The sequence below is a fragment of the Novosphingobium sp. ZW T3_23 genome (assembly GCF_044987305.1).
In the GTDB taxonomy this organism is placed as follows: domain Bacteria; phylum Pseudomonadota; class Alphaproteobacteria; order Sphingomonadales; family Sphingomonadaceae; genus Novosphingobium.
Genome location: NZ_JBJDRF010000057.1, coordinates 19,812 through 33,992 on the forward strand (window position 1 = coordinate 19,812; position 14,181 = coordinate 33,992).

The 14,181-nt window shown below is 64.6% G+C and carries 15 protein-coding genes; 6 read left to right on the forward strand and 9 right to left on the reverse strand.

Annotation, left to right across the window (positions count from 1 at the left end; genetic code table 11):
* The first annotated feature begins 16 nt into the window (after positions 1–16).
* Together ACI3K3_RS21290 and ACI3K3_RS21295 are read left to right on the forward strand one after the other, a co-directional pair.
* Positions 17–316 carry a hypothetical protein gene (locus ACI3K3_RS21290; RefSeq protein ID WP_313438410.1) on the forward strand — a complete coding sequence of 100 codons (300 nt, stop codon included), beginning with the start codon at positions 17–19 and terminating at the stop codon, positions 314–316.
* Between the two features lie 19 nt (positions 317–335).
* Positions 336–1,649 (forward strand): replication-associated recombination protein A, encoded by a 1,314-nt coding sequence (locus ACI3K3_RS21295; protein WP_404917362.1) that lies wholly within the window; start codon positions 336–338, stop codon positions 1,647–1,649.
* 3 nt (positions 1,650–1,652) lie between these two features.
* Here the strand turns inward: ACI3K3_RS21295 and ACI3K3_RS21300 are convergent, their stop codons facing one another.
* The 9 genes from ACI3K3_RS21300 to ACI3K3_RS21340 form a co-directional block, all read right to left on the reverse strand.
* The gene (locus ACI3K3_RS21300; RefSeq protein WP_404917364.1) at positions 1,653–2,411 is read right to left on the reverse strand and encodes an enoyl-CoA hydratase-related protein; all 759 of its coding nucleotides are present in this window, start codon (positions 2,409–2,411) and stop codon (positions 1,653–1,655) included.
* A gap of 56 nt (positions 2,412–2,467) precedes the next feature.
* Positions 2,468–4,999: a TonB-dependent receptor plug domain-containing protein gene (locus ACI3K3_RS21305; protein WP_404917366.1), complete on the reverse strand. Its 2,532-nt coding sequence runs from the start codon at positions 4,997–4,999 to the stop codon at positions 2,468–2,470.
* Between the two features lie 97 nt (positions 5,000–5,096).
* Positions 5,097–6,035 carry an ABC transporter substrate-binding protein gene (locus ACI3K3_RS21310; RefSeq protein WP_404917368.1) on the reverse strand — a complete coding sequence of 313 codons (939 nt, stop codon included), beginning with the start codon at positions 6,033–6,035 and terminating at the stop codon, positions 5,097–5,099.
* A 3-nt stretch (positions 6,036–6,038) separates the two neighbouring features.
* Positions 6,039–6,899, reverse strand: coding sequence for a TauD/TfdA dioxygenase family protein (locus ACI3K3_RS21315; protein ID WP_404917370.1), 861 nt, complete (start codon positions 6,897–6,899; stop codon positions 6,039–6,041).
* 106 nt (positions 6,900–7,005) lie between these two features.
* Positions 7,006–8,097, reverse strand: coding sequence for an LLM class flavin-dependent oxidoreductase (locus ACI3K3_RS21320; RefSeq protein ID WP_404917372.1), 1,092 nt, complete (start codon positions 8,095–8,097; stop codon positions 7,006–7,008).
* Positions 8,098–8,121: 24 nt separating this feature from the next.
* Positions 8,122–9,354 (reverse strand): rhodanese-like domain-containing protein, encoded by a 1,233-nt coding sequence (locus tag ACI3K3_RS21325; RefSeq protein WP_404917374.1) that lies wholly within the window; start codon positions 9,352–9,354, stop codon positions 8,122–8,124.
* Positions 9,351–9,971, reverse strand: a complete 621-nt coding sequence (locus tag ACI3K3_RS21330) for a cysteine dioxygenase (RefSeq protein ID WP_404917376.1) — start codon at positions 9,969–9,971, stop codon at positions 9,351–9,353. Before ACI3K3_RS21330 ends, ACI3K3_RS21325 begins: the two co-directional genes overlap by 4 nt.
* The gene (locus ACI3K3_RS21335) at positions 9,968–10,765 is read right to left on the reverse strand and encodes an ABC transporter ATP-binding protein (RefSeq protein ID WP_404917378.1); all 798 of its coding nucleotides are present in this window, start codon (positions 10,763–10,765) and stop codon (positions 9,968–9,970) included. The genes ACI3K3_RS21330 and ACI3K3_RS21335 overlap by 4 nt, the downstream gene beginning before the upstream one ends.
* A gap of 35 nt (positions 10,766–10,800) precedes the next feature.
* Complete coding sequence (locus ACI3K3_RS21340; protein ID WP_404917380.1) at positions 10,801–11,607, reverse strand: ABC transporter permease; 807 nt, start codon at positions 11,605–11,607, stop codon at positions 10,801–10,803.
* Between the two features lie 272 nt (positions 11,608–11,879).
* Between ACI3K3_RS21340 and ACI3K3_RS21345 the strand changes: the two genes are divergently transcribed.
* From ACI3K3_RS21345 to ACI3K3_RS21360, 4 genes are all read left to right on the forward strand, one after another.
* On the forward strand, positions 11,880–12,548 hold the full coding sequence (locus tag ACI3K3_RS21345) for a redoxin domain-containing protein (protein ID WP_404917382.1): 669 nt from the start codon (positions 11,880–11,882) through the stop codon (positions 12,546–12,548).
* Positions 12,549–12,700: 152 nt separating this feature from the next.
* Positions 12,701–13,351, forward strand: a complete 651-nt coding sequence (locus ACI3K3_RS21350; RefSeq protein ID WP_404917384.1) for a hypothetical protein — start codon at positions 12,701–12,703, stop codon at positions 13,349–13,351.
* 69 nt (positions 13,352–13,420) lie between these two features.
* The gene (locus ACI3K3_RS21355) at positions 13,421–13,942 is read left to right on the forward strand and encodes a hypothetical protein (protein WP_404917386.1); all 522 of its coding nucleotides are present in this window, start codon (positions 13,421–13,423) and stop codon (positions 13,940–13,942) included.
* A gap of 59 nt (positions 13,943–14,001) precedes the next feature.
* A partial coding sequence (locus tag ACI3K3_RS21360) for a VOC family protein (RefSeq protein ID WP_404917388.1) occupies positions 14,002–14,181 on the forward strand: 180 nt, incomplete at its 3' end.

Genomic DNA, 14,181 nt, shown 5'->3' on the forward strand with positions numbered 1-14,181 from the left:
TGGCCTGACCTTACAAATGATCGACACCCGTCTGAGCCTCATGGAAGCGATCTCGCTCCGCAAGACCGTCAATGCCCGTTACAACGGGGGCATCATCAAGCTCGCCCCGCACCTGATGTTCGAGCGGCATGGCGACCTCTTCGTCAGCGCCCTTAACCTCACGAAGGCATGGCGTTCACCAGAGGAACGCCGTCTCGGCCAGTTCAAGCTTGCCGGTCTGGAAGTGACCGAACTGCTGGACGAAGTGTTCGAGCCCCTGCCGGACTTCGAAGCGGCTCCCCCCCGAAGCGACGACACGCTGCTTCTCGCGGTCTGACGATCCGGGCGATACGCGGATGGCAGACCTGTTCGCCGGGTCCGATCCGGTTCACAATACACCGCTGGCCGCATTGCTTCGCCCGGTTTCGCTGGACGAAGTGATCGGACAGGACCATGTCGTGGGCGAAGGATCGATCCTTCGCCGGCGCATCAGGGCGGGCACGCTGGGAAGCGTGATCCTCTACGGACCGCCCGGCATCGGCAAGACCTCGATCGCGCGCGCCGTGGGAGGCGCTCTGGGCAAGACCTTCCGGCCGCTCAACGCGACGCGCGCCGGGGTCGCCGAAATCCGCAAGCTGGCGGACGAGGCGCGCGTCCATCCCCTGCTGATCTTCGTGGATGAAGTGCAACGCTTCACCGCCACGCAGACCGACGACCTCCTCTCCATCTGCGAGGACGGCATCGCCGACTTCATCGGTGCGACCACCGGCAATCCCTATCACGTCCTCACCCCGGCGCTGGTTTCTCGTTCCACCATTCTCAAGCTGGACCCGCTTTCCATCGAGGATATGGAAAAGGTGGTTCGGCGCGGGATAGAGCACCTCCGCGCGCGCGGCATCGCCATGGCCATGACGCCCGAGCAGGTCAGGCTGGTGGCCGGCCGATCCGGCGGCGATGCCAGGCGCGCTCTGACCACGCTGGAAAGCCTGGCGCTGGGTCATGACGATGGCGCGTTCGACGTCAGCGACGCGATGATCGAGGAAGCCTATGCCGCTGCCCCGATCAACCACGACCGCTCCGGCGACGCCCATTACGATGTCGTCTCGGCTTTCGTGAAGTCCATGCGCGGATCAGATCCCGACGCGACGCTCTACTGGCTGGCCCGGTTGGTACACGGGGGCGAAGACCCCCGCTATATCGCGCGGCGGATCATGATCCACGCGTCCGAAGACGTTGGCCTGGCCGACAACACGGCATTGCAGACAGCGGTGGCGGCGCTGCATGCCGTCGAGAAGATCGGCTATCCCGAAGCGCAGATCGTCCTTGCCCACGCGGCCCTTCACGTGGCGCGGGCGCCCAAGTCCGCTTCCTCATCGCGCGGCATCTCGGCAGCGCTCCAGTTCGTGGCGGCGCAGCCTCCTGCCCCGGTTCCGCTGCACTTGCGCGACACCCACTACAAGGGCGCGGCGCAATTGGGCCATCAGGGCTACCTCTGGCCGCACGATGATCCACGCGGCTGGGTGGAGCAGGTCTATTCGCCCATGCCCGCCGGATCTCTCTACCGAAGCGAAGCGCGCGAAAGCGGCACTTTCGAACGGCGGGCCGACGAACACTGGCGCAAGGTAACCGGGGCCGAACAGCCCCGGCGCCAGCCGGACTCCGCCGACTGAACGTCAGCCCCGCCTGAAATCAGGAGGCCGCTTCTCGAAGAAGGCGGAAAAGGCCTCGCGCGCTTCCGGCGATTGCAGGGCCTGCCGGAAAATCCGCGCTTCTTCTTCGATCCGGGCTGAGGTCGAAGCCGGATCGCCCTTCATCAGCCGGCGCGTCGCAAGCAGTGCCTCCGGCGGCTTGGCCATAAGCAGGGCTGCCTTCGCCCGCGCATGGTCCAGCAATCGATCCGCCGGCACCAGCGCCGTGACCAGACCGGCTCGCTCCGCGCCCGCTGCGTCCATCGGCTCGCCCAGCAGCAGCATGGCCGCCGCTTTCGCATGACCGAGAACCGCCGGGGCAAGAAGGCTAGCCCCGGCTTCCGGCACGATGCCCAGGTTCACGAAGGGCATGACGAACGCCGCATCGGGCGCCGCATAGACAAGATCGCAGTGGAACAGCATCGTCGTGCCCACGCCCACCGCCATGCCCTGCACCGCCGCGACCAGCGGCTTTTCGAACCGGGCGACCGCGCGGATGAAATCCAGCGCCGCCTCAGCTCCATCCGGCCCCGCCATGAAATCGGCGAGATCGTTGCCCGCACAGAAAGTCTCGCCCCGACCCGCGAAAAGCACGGCGCCGATGTCCGCACGGGACGCGGCCTCAGCCAGGGCAGCGGTCATCACCCGGTACATCGGCGCGGTCAGCGCATTCTTCCTTTCCGGACGATCGATCAGGATTTCGAGGACGCCTCCATTCTCGATCACCGCGACGGCTTCTTTCACGCATCTCTCCTTGGCTTGCCTCGCCGGGATGCCTCAAGCGGCGTGAATTGCCAATATCAGAACCTGAAACCGACGCGGGCGTAGTAGAACCCTCCGCTGAGGCCGAAGGGGGCAAAGCCTCCGAACTGGCCCGAACCATCGGCGGCGATCGCGCCATTCTTCTCGGGATAGACGTCGAAGAGGTTGTTGGCACCCAGTGCCACATCCAGGTTGCCGGTAAGCTGATAGCCGAGTTCGGCATCCGTCACCCATTTGGCACCGAAAGTCCGGTCCGACGCCGCGACGTTGCTGGACTCGGTGTATTTGCCGAACTGGGTGACCCGCAAAAGCGCGCGAACCTTGTCCAGCGACCAGTTGCCGGACAGCACCACCTTGCTGCGCGGCGTGGCGGCAACCAGATCGCGCTGGGCCTGACGCCCGAACAGGGTGACGTTGAGGCTGCTCAGTTCCGGTGGATTGTCGATGACGTGGAGGATCTTGGTGCGATTGTAGCTATAGGCGGCGTTCAAGCGGAATTCGCCCAGGCTGGCCGTTCGCAGCAGGTATTCCGCCACCACGTCCACCCCGCGTGTGCGCGTGTCGATGGCGTTGGTGAAGAACTGCGCGCTGTCCACATCGTCGATGCCGTTGGCAATGAGGATGTTCTTGATCGCCGCGCCGCCGTTGGAGGCCGTACCGAGGAACTCGGTCTTGACGATCCGGTCGTCGATGCGGATCTGGTAGGCGTCCACGGTCAGGCGGAAGGGACCGGCCTCATACGTCAGCCCGGCCGTAAAGTTCAAAGACTTCTCCGGCTTCAGCGGCGTTGCCCCCAGCGCAATGGCGGCAGCACTGTTGACCGGCAGGAACTTCGAAACCGTCGAGACGCGCTCGTCGCCGATGACGGTGACCGTGTTCTGGGTGGTCGAGAACGCCGTCTGCGCCAGCGACGGCGCGCGGAAGCCCGTGTTGACGCCGCCGCGCAGAGCCAGGCCTTTCGCCAGTTCCACCCGTGTCGAGGCCTTGGCGGCGAAAGCGTTGCCGGCACTGTCCGAGTAATGCTCGAAACGCCCCGCCAGGCCCACGAACCAGCCGGGTGTCAGGTCGGTGGAAACGTCCACATAGGCCGCCACGTTGTTGCGGCTCGTGCTCGATGCATCGGCGGGCGACGTCCCGGTGAACGACACCAGACCGGGCGACGGCGAGCGGCCGCCATAGAGCTGCCCGAACGGCGTCCCGTCGGCCGGGATGACATAGCCGCCGTCACGATAGGAATCGGGCTCTCCGGCTATATTCTGAAACCGCTCCCAACGGTGCTCCACGCCCAGCGCCAGGCTGAGCGGCCTGGCGAAGCCGAGGTCCACTTCCCGGCTCAGATCGAGGTTGTTGACCCACAGATCCTGCTTCTGTCTCCCCATGAAGAAGCTGGTCTTGCTGTCCGGCCCGATCGAGGGATTGAGCGTGTTGTCCGCGCCCAGCTCCACGTTATCGCGGCCGTAGCTGGTGGACAGGTCCAGCGACCAGCCCGAGAACTCGGTGCGTAGGCCGAGCGCGGCCTGCCAGTCCCACTCCCGTATCCGCCTGTAGGCCTGGAAGCCTGCCGGGTAGAGCTGCGGCAGCACGGAAGCGCCGGAGGTATTCGCCTGCCCGTTGTACCCCGTAGGCGCCGCGAAATAGGCACCGCGCGCGTCCTTGATGTCCCGGTAGCTCAGCGTGGAGAAGGAATAGAGAGTGGTATCCTCTCCTACCGGCAGTTCGGCATTGTAGCTGCCGTTGACGATCTTGTCGCGGTTGGAGCGACCATAGCCGCCGGCGATGAGATGGTCGGCATCCACTTCGCGCGGGTCGGGCTGGCCGTTCACGAAAGGATAGAGATAGGGCACGGGCTGCGCGGAGGAATCCGCGCGATCGTGATATTTCGCCTCGACCGAGAACCGCGCGAAGCCGCCGTCACCCAGCGGCGTGCCGTAGGTTCCCGCCACTTGCGCCAGTGCCCCGCCCTTTTCGTAGAGCTGCCCGCCGGTGACCGAGAATTCCCCGCCGCGCGGCGTGTTGTCGAGGATGATGTTGATGACGCCGGATATCGCGTCCGATCCATATTGCGCCGCCGCACCATCGCGCAGAACTTCGATCCGGCCGACGCCGACGGTGGGTATGAGGTCGATATCGACAGGCGTGGACCCGCCCGAAATGCGCGAGAGGTTGTTGATCAGCGAGGTCGTATGGCGACGCTTGCCGTTGACCAAAACCAGCACGTAGTCCCCGGAAAGTCCGCGGATCGAGATCGGACGAACGCTTGCCGAAGTGCCGCCGCCGCCCAGCGCCGGCATGCTGAGGGAGGGGATGATATTGCCTAGGATCTCCTTGAGCCCGGTGCGGCCGGTATTCTTGAGTTCCTGCGGGCTGATGACGTCGATCGGGACCGGACTGTCCGCCACCGAGCGCTGTATCCGCCCGCGCGCGCCGGTAACGACGATGGCGGATCCGTCCGCCTCTGCCGCCGCGCTGTCGGCAGCAGGAAGAGCATCGGCAATATCCTCTGCCCTAGCGGAAGAAATGGAGGTTACGGAAACGCCTACAAGAAAACTTGAAACCAGAACTTTTTTCACATTAGCCCCCGAAAATCAGAACCACAGGAGCTTCTTGGCATCTCAACTGATTGAGTTGAAATTGATTTGCCTGATCCGTTGGCAAGTTTTTCTTGATTCAAACGTCGAGAACAAAAGCCTCATCCAGAGGACGCGTCGACTTCACCTCACCGAAACGCCGAAACGTCTCCAGGACTACTTTCTGATCGGCAATGACGGCCTGATCGATCGGCACCCGTGACCTCAAGTTCTTCTCGGCCGTCTGTCGCGCGATGTCCAAGGGAAGACCTGTCTCCTTCGCGAGCACCGCGCTGAACGCATCGACGTGACCGTCTGCCCAGGTGAGCGCCTTGGCTTCCCGCCGCAGGAAGTCGGCCAATTGCTCGCGCTTGTTCGCGATCGCGCTCTCTGCCGCGATCTCGAAACCATAGCCCTGAGAGAACTGCCGCCCGTCAACCACGATCCGATCGCCCTCGGCCTGAGCGGCGGCGATGTAGGGCATCCACGTCGACCATGCATCGACGGCACCGCTCTGCAGGGCGGCGCGAGAATCGCTTGGCGAAAGGAACACGATCTTCACATCTTGTGGCGTCAATCCGGAATCCAGGATCGACCGCAACACCAGATAATGGCCCACGCTGCCACGTGTCGTCGCAACCTGTTTGCCCTTCAGCCCCTTGCCGTCGCGGATCGGCGATGCAGCGGGCACCACGATCGAGAGCGCTCCCGGGAACCGCGCCTGGCTGCGTTGCGCGCCCACGGCCTTGATCGGGCTGCCCGCCTGATAGGCGAACTGGAACGGCGCATCCCCGACGAGGCCAAGATCGACCGCGCTGCTGCCCAAGGCTTCGAGCAGGTTCTGGGCGGCGGGAAATTCCGACCATTCGACTTTGTAGGGCGCGCCATCCAGTGCGCCGGAGGCCAGCATCAGGGCCTTGGTCCCGCCTTTCTGGCTGCCGACCCGCAGCACGTCGGCATTCGTGCCAATGCCCCGGCCGCAAGCGGCCAGGGCAAGACTCGTCGAAATTCCCGCAAGCAGGTTGCGTCTGTCGAGCATTCTTCAGAGATCCGTCCAAAGCGGTTCGTCGGCAATCAGGATGCGGTGGAGTTCGCGGGGGAAGTCACCGTAGTTGCGAACGGCGAAGTGAACCGTCGCGCGGTTGTCCCAGAACGCCACCGTTCCCGGTCGCCACGAGAAGCGGGCCTGAAGATCCGGCCGCTTGTACTGGCGCAGCACTTCGTCCAGCAGCTCGCGGCTTTCCGAAAGTTCGAGGCCCAGTATCTGCGGTTGCTGCTGGAAGTTGACCCAGAGGATCTTCTGGCCCGTCTCGCGATGGGTGCGCACGATCTTGTGGGAGACGATCGGATATTCGTGGCCCGCAAGCTCCAGCGCGGGCACGAAGTTATGCGTGACGTACTTGCCTTCGAGGCGCTCCTTGATCTCGGCCGGCAGCGTCTCGTAGGCGAGGTTCGCATCGACCCAGATCGTGTCGCCGCCCACTTCGGGCAGGTTTACGTCCCGCAGAACGGCACCCCAGGTGGGCACGAGGCGCCAACTGGTATCGGTGTGATAGGCATCGCCCGCCTTGAGCTTGTAGCCCAGCTTCCTCTCGTAATCGCGGTCGTACTTGGCGGCGATCGCGTGGACTTCCTTGTTCGCCGCGTCGTGACGCGTGGTCGGATGGGTATAGAGCGGCCCGAAATTCGCCGCGAAGGCGGCCTGCTGGGCATCGTCTATCGACTGGTCGCGGAAGAACAGAACCTTCCACTTGAGCAATGCGGCACGGATCGCGCCCCGCAGTTCGTCGTCGAGCGGCCTGGAGAGGTCGATCCCCTCCACCTCTGCGCCGAGCGTCGGCTGAACCGGACGGATCACGAAACCATTGTCGGCGATATCGAAAGTGGAAGCTGTGCTGGCCATCGTTATGCTCCTTTCTGCGTGGGTTTCAGGCTATGCGCCGGAATGCGGTGCGACCAACGCGGATGGCTGATAGGAACGTGAGTATTTCCAATGCCGCGAACTGTTTTCAGCTTGCCAGCGCGGTCCGGTCGGCCGCTTCGCGCGCTGCGACCTTGGCCCGGACCAGCGGGATCAGTTCGCGGCCATAGTCGATCGCGTCAGCGAGAGGTTCGAACCCTCTGATCAGGAAATGATCGATGCCGATGTCGTAGTATTCCAGCAAAGCATCGGCCACCTGCTCGGGAGTGCCCACCAGCCCCGTGCTGTTCCCGGCCGCTCCGGTCAGCGCAGCGACACCGGTCCAGAGGCGGGTATCGCGCCGCTGGGTCTGCGCGGTTTCCAGCAGGCGCAACGATCCCGCATTGGGAGGACGATGGCCGCTGGTGGGCAGGCCCGCCGCCTCGCGCTGGGCGCGGACCTGCTCGGTGATGGCGTCGGCCTTCTTCCAGGCCGCTTCCTCCGTGTCCGCGATCACCGGCCGCAGAGAGAGCGAGAAGCCGGGATTGCGGCCATGACGGGCCGCCGCATGGCGAACGGTGCGCACGGATTCCGCGACCTGTTCCAGCGTCTCTCCCCACAGGGCATAGACATCGGCATGACGCCCGGCGACCTCGATAGCTTCGGGCGATGAGCCTCCGAAGAAGACCGGCAGGTTATCCGGCTTCACGGCGCTGAAGCCGCCGCGCACTTCGTAGAACCGGCCGGAATGATCGAACGGGCGGCTCTCGCTCCATTCGCGCTTGAGTACGTCGAGATATTCGTCGCTGCGCAAGTAGCGTTCGGCCTTGAGCGTATGGACATCGCCGTCGCGTGCCATTTCCTCGTCGGCGCCCCCGGTGATGATGTGCACGGCAACACGTCCGCCCGAGAGCTGGTCCAGCGTGGCCAGTTGCCGCGCGGCCAGTGTGGGCTGGGTGAAACCGGGCCGGTGCGCGACCAGGAAGCCCAGGCGCGACGTGATCGCGGCGGTATGGGCGGCGACGATCTGGCTTTCGGGCGAACTGGAGCCGAACGGGATCAGCACGCGGTCGAAGCCGCCTTCTTCCTGCGCGCGGGCGGCGGCATCCACATAGTCGCGATCGAGCACGCGCGATCGCGGCCCCCCGTGGATTTCCGAGGTATCGTTGAAGCCGATGTAGCCGATGAACTTGACGGTCATGAGGTAAGTCTCCGAGGGGAAGGATCAGATGACGAAGAAGCCGTGGGTGCCGTCGCGCTCCAGTTGCGCGACGAGGCCGTATTCCCACTCCAGATAGGCCTGCATGGCGGCGGCCCGGTTGTCGGTGCCCTCATAAGGACGCTTGTAGCGACCATGCGGGCCGCGCGGCGGCGGGGCGCCGTCCCCTCCGGTTTCCAGGGGGCCGTCGAAGGCATCGGCCAGCACCAGCACGTCCCAGCCGAGCTGGGCCAGCCACGAGGCGGTCATGTCGGCGCGGGATCCAAGGTCGTCGGCCAGTACGATCCGAGCGCCGCGCACGGGGGCGAAGTGGTCCGTTTCCTGTACGAGCTGGCCGCCCGGTGCATTGCGGAAGCCGGCGGGATGCCCAGCCGCGAAATCGGCAGGCTGGCGCACGTCGAAGCGGTAGAGCGTGCGGTCGTGTTCCGAAAGCAGCGCCCGCAGATCCTCGCTGTCGATCCGGCGCACCCCGGCGCGGTAGGCCACATCTCGCGCGCGTTTGCGCGCCACATCCTGTTGGGCTTCCTTGCCGCGCTCCACGCTCTCCTGCCGCCCGTTTTCCAACGACTGGCCGGCAAGGGTCCAGCCGATAGTCCCGTTACGCAGCGCGAAGACCTTGTTCGGCAGGCCCGCATTGATCAGCGACTGGGTGCCGATGATGCTGCGGGTACGGCCCGCGCAGTTGACGATGATCGTAGTGTCCGGATCGGGCGCCGCCACCGGTGCGCGCAGCACGAGTTCCGCTCCGGGCACGCTGCGTCCGCCGGGAATGCTCATCGTGGCGTACTCGTCGAAGCGGCGGGCATCGAGGATGGCGATGTCGGCTTTCTCCTCGATCAGCGCCAGCACGTCCGGCGCGTGGAGCGAAGGCGTGTGGCGGCGATGCTCCACCAGTTCGCCGAAGGCCTTGGAGTAGCTGTTGACGTCCTCGAACAGCTCGTAGCCCGCTTCGCGCCATCCCGTGAGACCGCCTTGCAGCAGCTCGACCTGCGTATAGCCGAGCGCGCGGAACTGGTGCAGCGCCGGCTCTGCCAGACCTTCGCCGTCGTCGTAGACGACGATCGCCGTATCCTTGCGCGGGATGCGCCAGGGCGCCTCCAGGGCGATGCGCTGCAACGGAATCTGCGCGGCGAACAAGGGATGACCAAGCGCGAATTGCGCTTCCTGACGCACGTCGATCAGCGCGATTTCGCGCCGGGCCAGTAGACTGCTGCGCACGTGGGACGGCGTCACGCTCATGCCCGGATCACTCCATTCCAGAGGTTGGGCAGGACTTCGTTCGCATAGCCCGAGATGAAGGGGCGCTCCTCGCCGCTGTCGCGGTAGATCGCGCGCTCGACGGCGCCGATGTTGCCGCCATAGACATGGATGGAGATCGAGGTCCGGTCGGCGAAGGCATTGGCTACGCGGTGAATGTCTCCCACCCGTGGATCGATCGCCTGAACCTCGCCCTCGCGCAGTTCCACCGCGGCGCCTTGCGGGACGAGAGAGCCGTCATCGCGGCGGCGGTAGTCCTGCACGCTTTCCGCCCCCCGCAGCACACCGACGAGGCCCCATACACGGTGGTCGTGGATCGGGGTTGCCTGCCCCGGCCCCCAGACGAACGACACCACGCTGAACCGCTCGGCGCTGTCGCAATGGAGCAGATATTGCCGATATCGCTCGGGATGCGGGCGGGTGAATTCCTCCGGCAGCCAGTCGCCCTGCGAGACCAGGCGCGAGAGCAGCCTGCCGCCGTGCTCGAGTATCCCCGCGTCGCTTGCGCCGCTGTCCAGAATGGCCGCGAAATCTCTTACGAAACGGCGCAGGGGCGTGACATCTGTTTTCGGAACGACAAGCGAAACCGGCGCATTCATGCCACGCCGCCCGCATGGAGGGCGATGACTTCCGCCGGCGAAGGACCATTCTCCACCTGTCCGCCCAGCGCACTGAGCAGGCGCGCGCGCAGCCCTCGCGCCACGTGTCCCCGCTCCCCCCGCGGCGCCTCGATCCGCTCCTGCGCGACGATGCGGCCGTGGTCCAGAAGCACCACGCGATCGGCCAGGGCAATGGCCTCATCCACGTCATGCGTGACCATCATCACCGCCGGGCGATGCCGGTTCCAGAGCGAAAGCACCAGTTCGTGCATCCGCAATCGGGTCAGCGCATCCAGTGCCGCGAAAGGTTCGTCCAGCAGCAGCAGGCTCGGCTCACGCACGAGAGCACGCGCCAGCGCCACGCGCTGCGCCTCGCCGCCCGAAAGAGTCAGCGGCCAGGCATCGAGCCTGTGCCCCAGGCCGACCTCGCGCAGCGCATCCTCGGCCCGCTGGCGAACATTCCCGCCCCGCAGGCCCAGCGCCACGTTGCGCCAGACTTTCTTCCATGGCAGCAGGCGGGCGTCCTGGAACACCACCGCGCGGGAATCCGGCACGATCACGTCCTGCCCCGTCGTCGGATCGAGCCCGGCCAGCGTCCGCAACAGCGTGGTCTTGCCCGACCCCGAGCGGCCGAGCAGCGTCACGAACTCGCCCGGCGCAATGTCGAGATCGAGGTCCGAGATGATGGTGTTGTCACCGAAGCTGCGGGTGAAGTCGCGCAGATGAACGACGGGTTGGCTAAGGTAGAAGTCGGGTGCAGCCACGCGGGAATGGCCGGTCTGTCGAGCATTCATGGCATTGTTCTCCGATCCTGGGGCAATTACGGGCATCATTGCAAAACGATGCTGGGACGCCAGACGAGCGCGCGCGCCTCGATCGCGCGGACCAGCGCGTCGGCGGCAAGGCCGAGCACCGCGTAGATCATCAGGCACACGACGATGATGTCCGTCCGCATGAAGTCGCGCGCATTGTTGATGAGATAGCCCAGCCCCGCCGAGGCGTTGATCTGTTCGGCCACCACCAGCACCAGGATGGCGACGGACAGCGAATAGCGCAGGCCCACCAGCAGCGACGGCAATGCGCCCGGCAGGATGACGTGGACGATCTGCTCCGCCCGGCTGAGCCCAAAACTGCGGGCACCTTCCAGCAGGCGCAGGTCCACCCCGCGAATGCCGCTGTAAAGGTTGAGATAGACGGGAAAGATCGAGGCGAAGGCGATCAGTGCCACCTTCGGCGTCTCGCCGATGCCGAACCAGACGATGAACAACGGCGTCAGTGCCAAAGTGGGGATCGTGCGCTTGATCTGCATGATCGGATCGACCGCCACTTCGCCCTGTCGCGACAATCCGGCGACAAGCGCCAGGACCGCGCCGACCAGCACGCCGATGGCAAGCCCGATGGCGATACGCAGGAACGAGACCCACAGATTGGCGGCCAATTCGCCGGAAAGCGCCATGTCGAACAGGGTGGAAAGCACTTTCGACGGGGCTGCCAGCGTCCGCTCGGGAATGACGCCGGATCGCGAACCGGCTTCCCACAAGACGAGCAGCGCCAGAGGCGAAAGCCATCGCGCGCTGCCGAGCCGTGGCACCAGGCCACGGGCGGGTGATGAGGAAATGGGGATAGCCCTGGGCATTGGTTCTCGCTTCCACGGTGAGGCGAAAGGAGACGTCATATTCTCAACTAATTCAATTGAGTTATAGGAGCTGGCCTATCAGCTATGCTCATAACAGGCGGAAAGGCACGGATTTCGGCCGCCAGCCCGTGCCAAAATCGAGGTGAACGCCGCACGCTCGATCGCAGGACAGCGCCTTATTGAAAACTCTCAAGCGCCGGGCCGTGCTTCTCGTTGTTCGCCGCCGCGCCGCGAAACTAGCGTGGTCTCGGCCAACTACACGCGAGGAAAAGATGACCCGAAGCCTCAAGGACCGATTTGCCGATTTGCAGGCCGAACGTGAGCGCACATGGAGCGCCGAACAGCTTTCGCGCAACGCCGCCCAGCGCCGGGTGCTCGTGGAGCGCCACGATCCTTTCGCCTTCCCGCAGCGGGGCGAGGAAATCGCGCCCTTCACCTTGATCGACCAGAACGGCGCGCCCGTCACGCGTGACGAACTGCTGGCGGATGGCCCTGCCGCACTGGTGTTCTTCCGCTTCGGCGGCTGTCCGGCCTGCAACGTCGCCCTGCCCTATTATAACGAAACGCTCCTGCCCGAACTGCGGCGACAGGGGGTGAAATTCGTGGCCGTCAGCGCCCAGGTGCCGGTCGATCCGGAACTGGCGAGCCGCCATGCGCTGGGCTTTCCCGTCACCGGCGATCCGGACTATGCGCTGGCTCGGCGGCTCAACATCACCTTCTTCCCGGAAGAACAGCCCCCGGTGCCAGAAGGCGAGCCGTGGATCGGCCGCACGCTTGGCACCTTCAGCTACGAGATCGACCAGCCCGCCGTGCTTGTTCTCGATCGGAACGCCCGCGTCCTGTTCTTCGATGCCAGCCCGGACTGGTTGCATCGCACCGAAAGCGAGACGATCCTGGCCGCCTTGCAGGACCAGAAGGAAAGCAGCATTCCTGACGGGTGAAAGAAGCATGAAAAACGGGTCGATGATCCCAAATGGTCTGCAACGCTTCGCTTGTTTCTGGGGTGTTGATTACGGTCGGCCATTCGGCTTAGACTTTCCCCTGCAAAGTCCTGATCGACATCGGGACTTGCCTATAGGGGGTTTCAACGAAGATGCGTTCATCCAGTGCTTCCTTCATCGCCGCGCTGACGCTGCTGCTGGCAGGTACCGCTCCAGCCGCGGCTCAGGCCGTGCCGCCGGCTGCAAGTGAAGCGGCGGGCGAAGTTCCCGAAGGCTTCACGCTCGATCGGGACGGCACCACGCTGATCCACACGGCAAGCGGGCTGCGCTTCCCGGCGGAATTCGAAGGATTCAAGCGCCTGAAGGAACGAACCTTCGATCCGAGCGGCGAGTATGTGGCGATCGGCTACGATCGGCCGCTTGGCGCCGGTTCGGACGCAGCCTCAAGCAAGAACCGCATCGTCGTGCGCATGGCGATCGTCCATATAGATGAGATGCCGGCGCGCGATCACTACATGATCATGCGCCAGGCCGCGATGGCCCATTTCGCGGCGCCCTCGATCGTTTCCGAAGGTCCGGCCAGGATTCCCACCAATCCCCGGCTGGACGCCTATCGCGGCACCTTCAGCGGCTATAGCGATAACCAGCCCTGGCTGTTCAGCCTCACCACCGTCAATTACGGCTACTGGAGCGGCCGCATGACCGCTGCTTATCCAAAAGCCCAATCCGCCGAAGCGGAGAAATACCTCGGCCTGCTTCTGGGAGAAGTGCGGTCGCAAAAGCCCAAGGCGCCGAAGCGCTGAGAGCCCGCATTTCGCAAACGTCGTTCCCAGAACATTGAAAATTCTGAAAATATAGCGCAGGCGGCAGTCATGAAACTTTTCTTTCCGGTTGCCGCCGCGCTCGCTTTCACGCCGTCCATCGCCGTCGCGGCGACGCCCGACTTCTTCGCTGCCGCCTTGTGCGAACCGCCCTATTCGATGCAATCGGCAACGCAGCTTTACGAAGCTGCCGAGGAAATGGGCCAGGCGGATACCTCCTCGCTCGGGGCCGCGATATATCGGCTGGGAGAAGCGATCGAACGGGACGGCTTCACGACGCGGGAGGTCGTCTTCGCCGGAATGTCGGTGGGCGTCCTTCTCGATGGTCAGGTCGCCGCCCAGGTCGCCACGCGCTATGGTCTCCAGCCCGAGGAAAGCCATCTGTTCGGAGCTTCCAGCGCCGGTTTCGCGCGCGCCCTTCCGGACGACCAGCAGGGCATGAAGGATCTGGGGATCATCTCGATCGTCGCGCGGGAAGGTCCGGCAATGCCCGGCAAGACCCTGCTGGCCTGCGAGTTCGTTTCGAACGAGGATCGGCAGGCGCTGGAAGCTTACGAGAAAGGCGAAAACTGATCGGCCTCGCGCCTGTTCAGTGGCGGGACAGGGAGGCTCTGTCCTGCTAGGAACCATCGATGCACGCCATCCATCACATCGCCATAATCGGCTCGAACTACGACCGTTCACGCCGCTTCTACCACGAAGTTCTGGGCTTTCCGATCATCCGCGAGATCTATCGCGAGGAGCGCGCGTCCTGGAAGTGCGATCTTGACGCGGGCAATGCCCAGATCGAACTTTTCTCCTTTCCCTCGCCC

Excerpts from the sequence above, each read along its gene's own strand:
- ACI3K3_RS21350 (WP_404917384.1), top strand. The coding sequence starts at position 12,701 with ATGCGTTCATCCAGTGCTTCCTTCATCGCCGCGCTGACGCTGCTGCTG.
- ACI3K3_RS21315 (WP_404917370.1), bottom strand. The coding sequence starts at position 6,899 with ATGGCCAGCACAGCTTCCACTTTCGATATCGCCGACAATGGTTTCGTG.
- ACI3K3_RS21355 (WP_404917386.1), top strand. The coding sequence starts at position 13,421 with ATGAAACTTTTCTTTCCGGTTGCCGCCGCGCTCGCTTTCACGCCGTCC.
- ACI3K3_RS21320 (WP_404917372.1), bottom strand. The coding sequence starts at position 8,097 with ATGACCGTCAAGTTCATCGGCTACATCGGCTTCAACGATACCTCGGAA.
- ACI3K3_RS21330 (WP_404917376.1), bottom strand. The coding sequence starts at position 9,971 with ATGAATGCGCCGGTTTCGCTTGTCGTTCCGAAAACAGATGTCACGCCC.
- ACI3K3_RS21295 (WP_404917362.1), top strand. The coding sequence starts at position 336 with ATGGCAGACCTGTTCGCCGGGTCCGATCCGGTTCACAATACACCGCTG.
- ACI3K3_RS21345 (WP_404917382.1), top strand. The coding sequence starts at position 11,880 with ATGACCCGAAGCCTCAAGGACCGATTTGCCGATTTGCAGGCCGAACGT.
- ACI3K3_RS21290 (WP_313438410.1), top strand. The coding sequence starts at position 17 with ATGATCGACACCCGTCTGAGCCTCATGGAAGCGATCTCGCTCCGCAAG.
- ACI3K3_RS21335 (WP_404917378.1), bottom strand. The coding sequence starts at position 10,765 with ATGAATGCTCGACAGACCGGCCATTCCCGCGTGGCTGCACCCGACTTC.
- ACI3K3_RS21340 (WP_404917380.1), bottom strand. The coding sequence starts at position 11,607 with ATGCCCAGGGCTATCCCCATTTCCTCATCACCCGCCCGTGGCCTGGTG.
- ACI3K3_RS21325 (WP_404917374.1), bottom strand. The coding sequence starts at position 9,354 with ATGAGCGTGACGCCGTCCCACGTGCGCAGCAGTCTACTGGCCCGGCGC.
- ACI3K3_RS21310 (WP_404917368.1), bottom strand. The coding sequence starts at position 6,035 with ATGCTCGACAGACGCAACCTGCTTGCGGGAATTTCGACGAGTCTTGCC.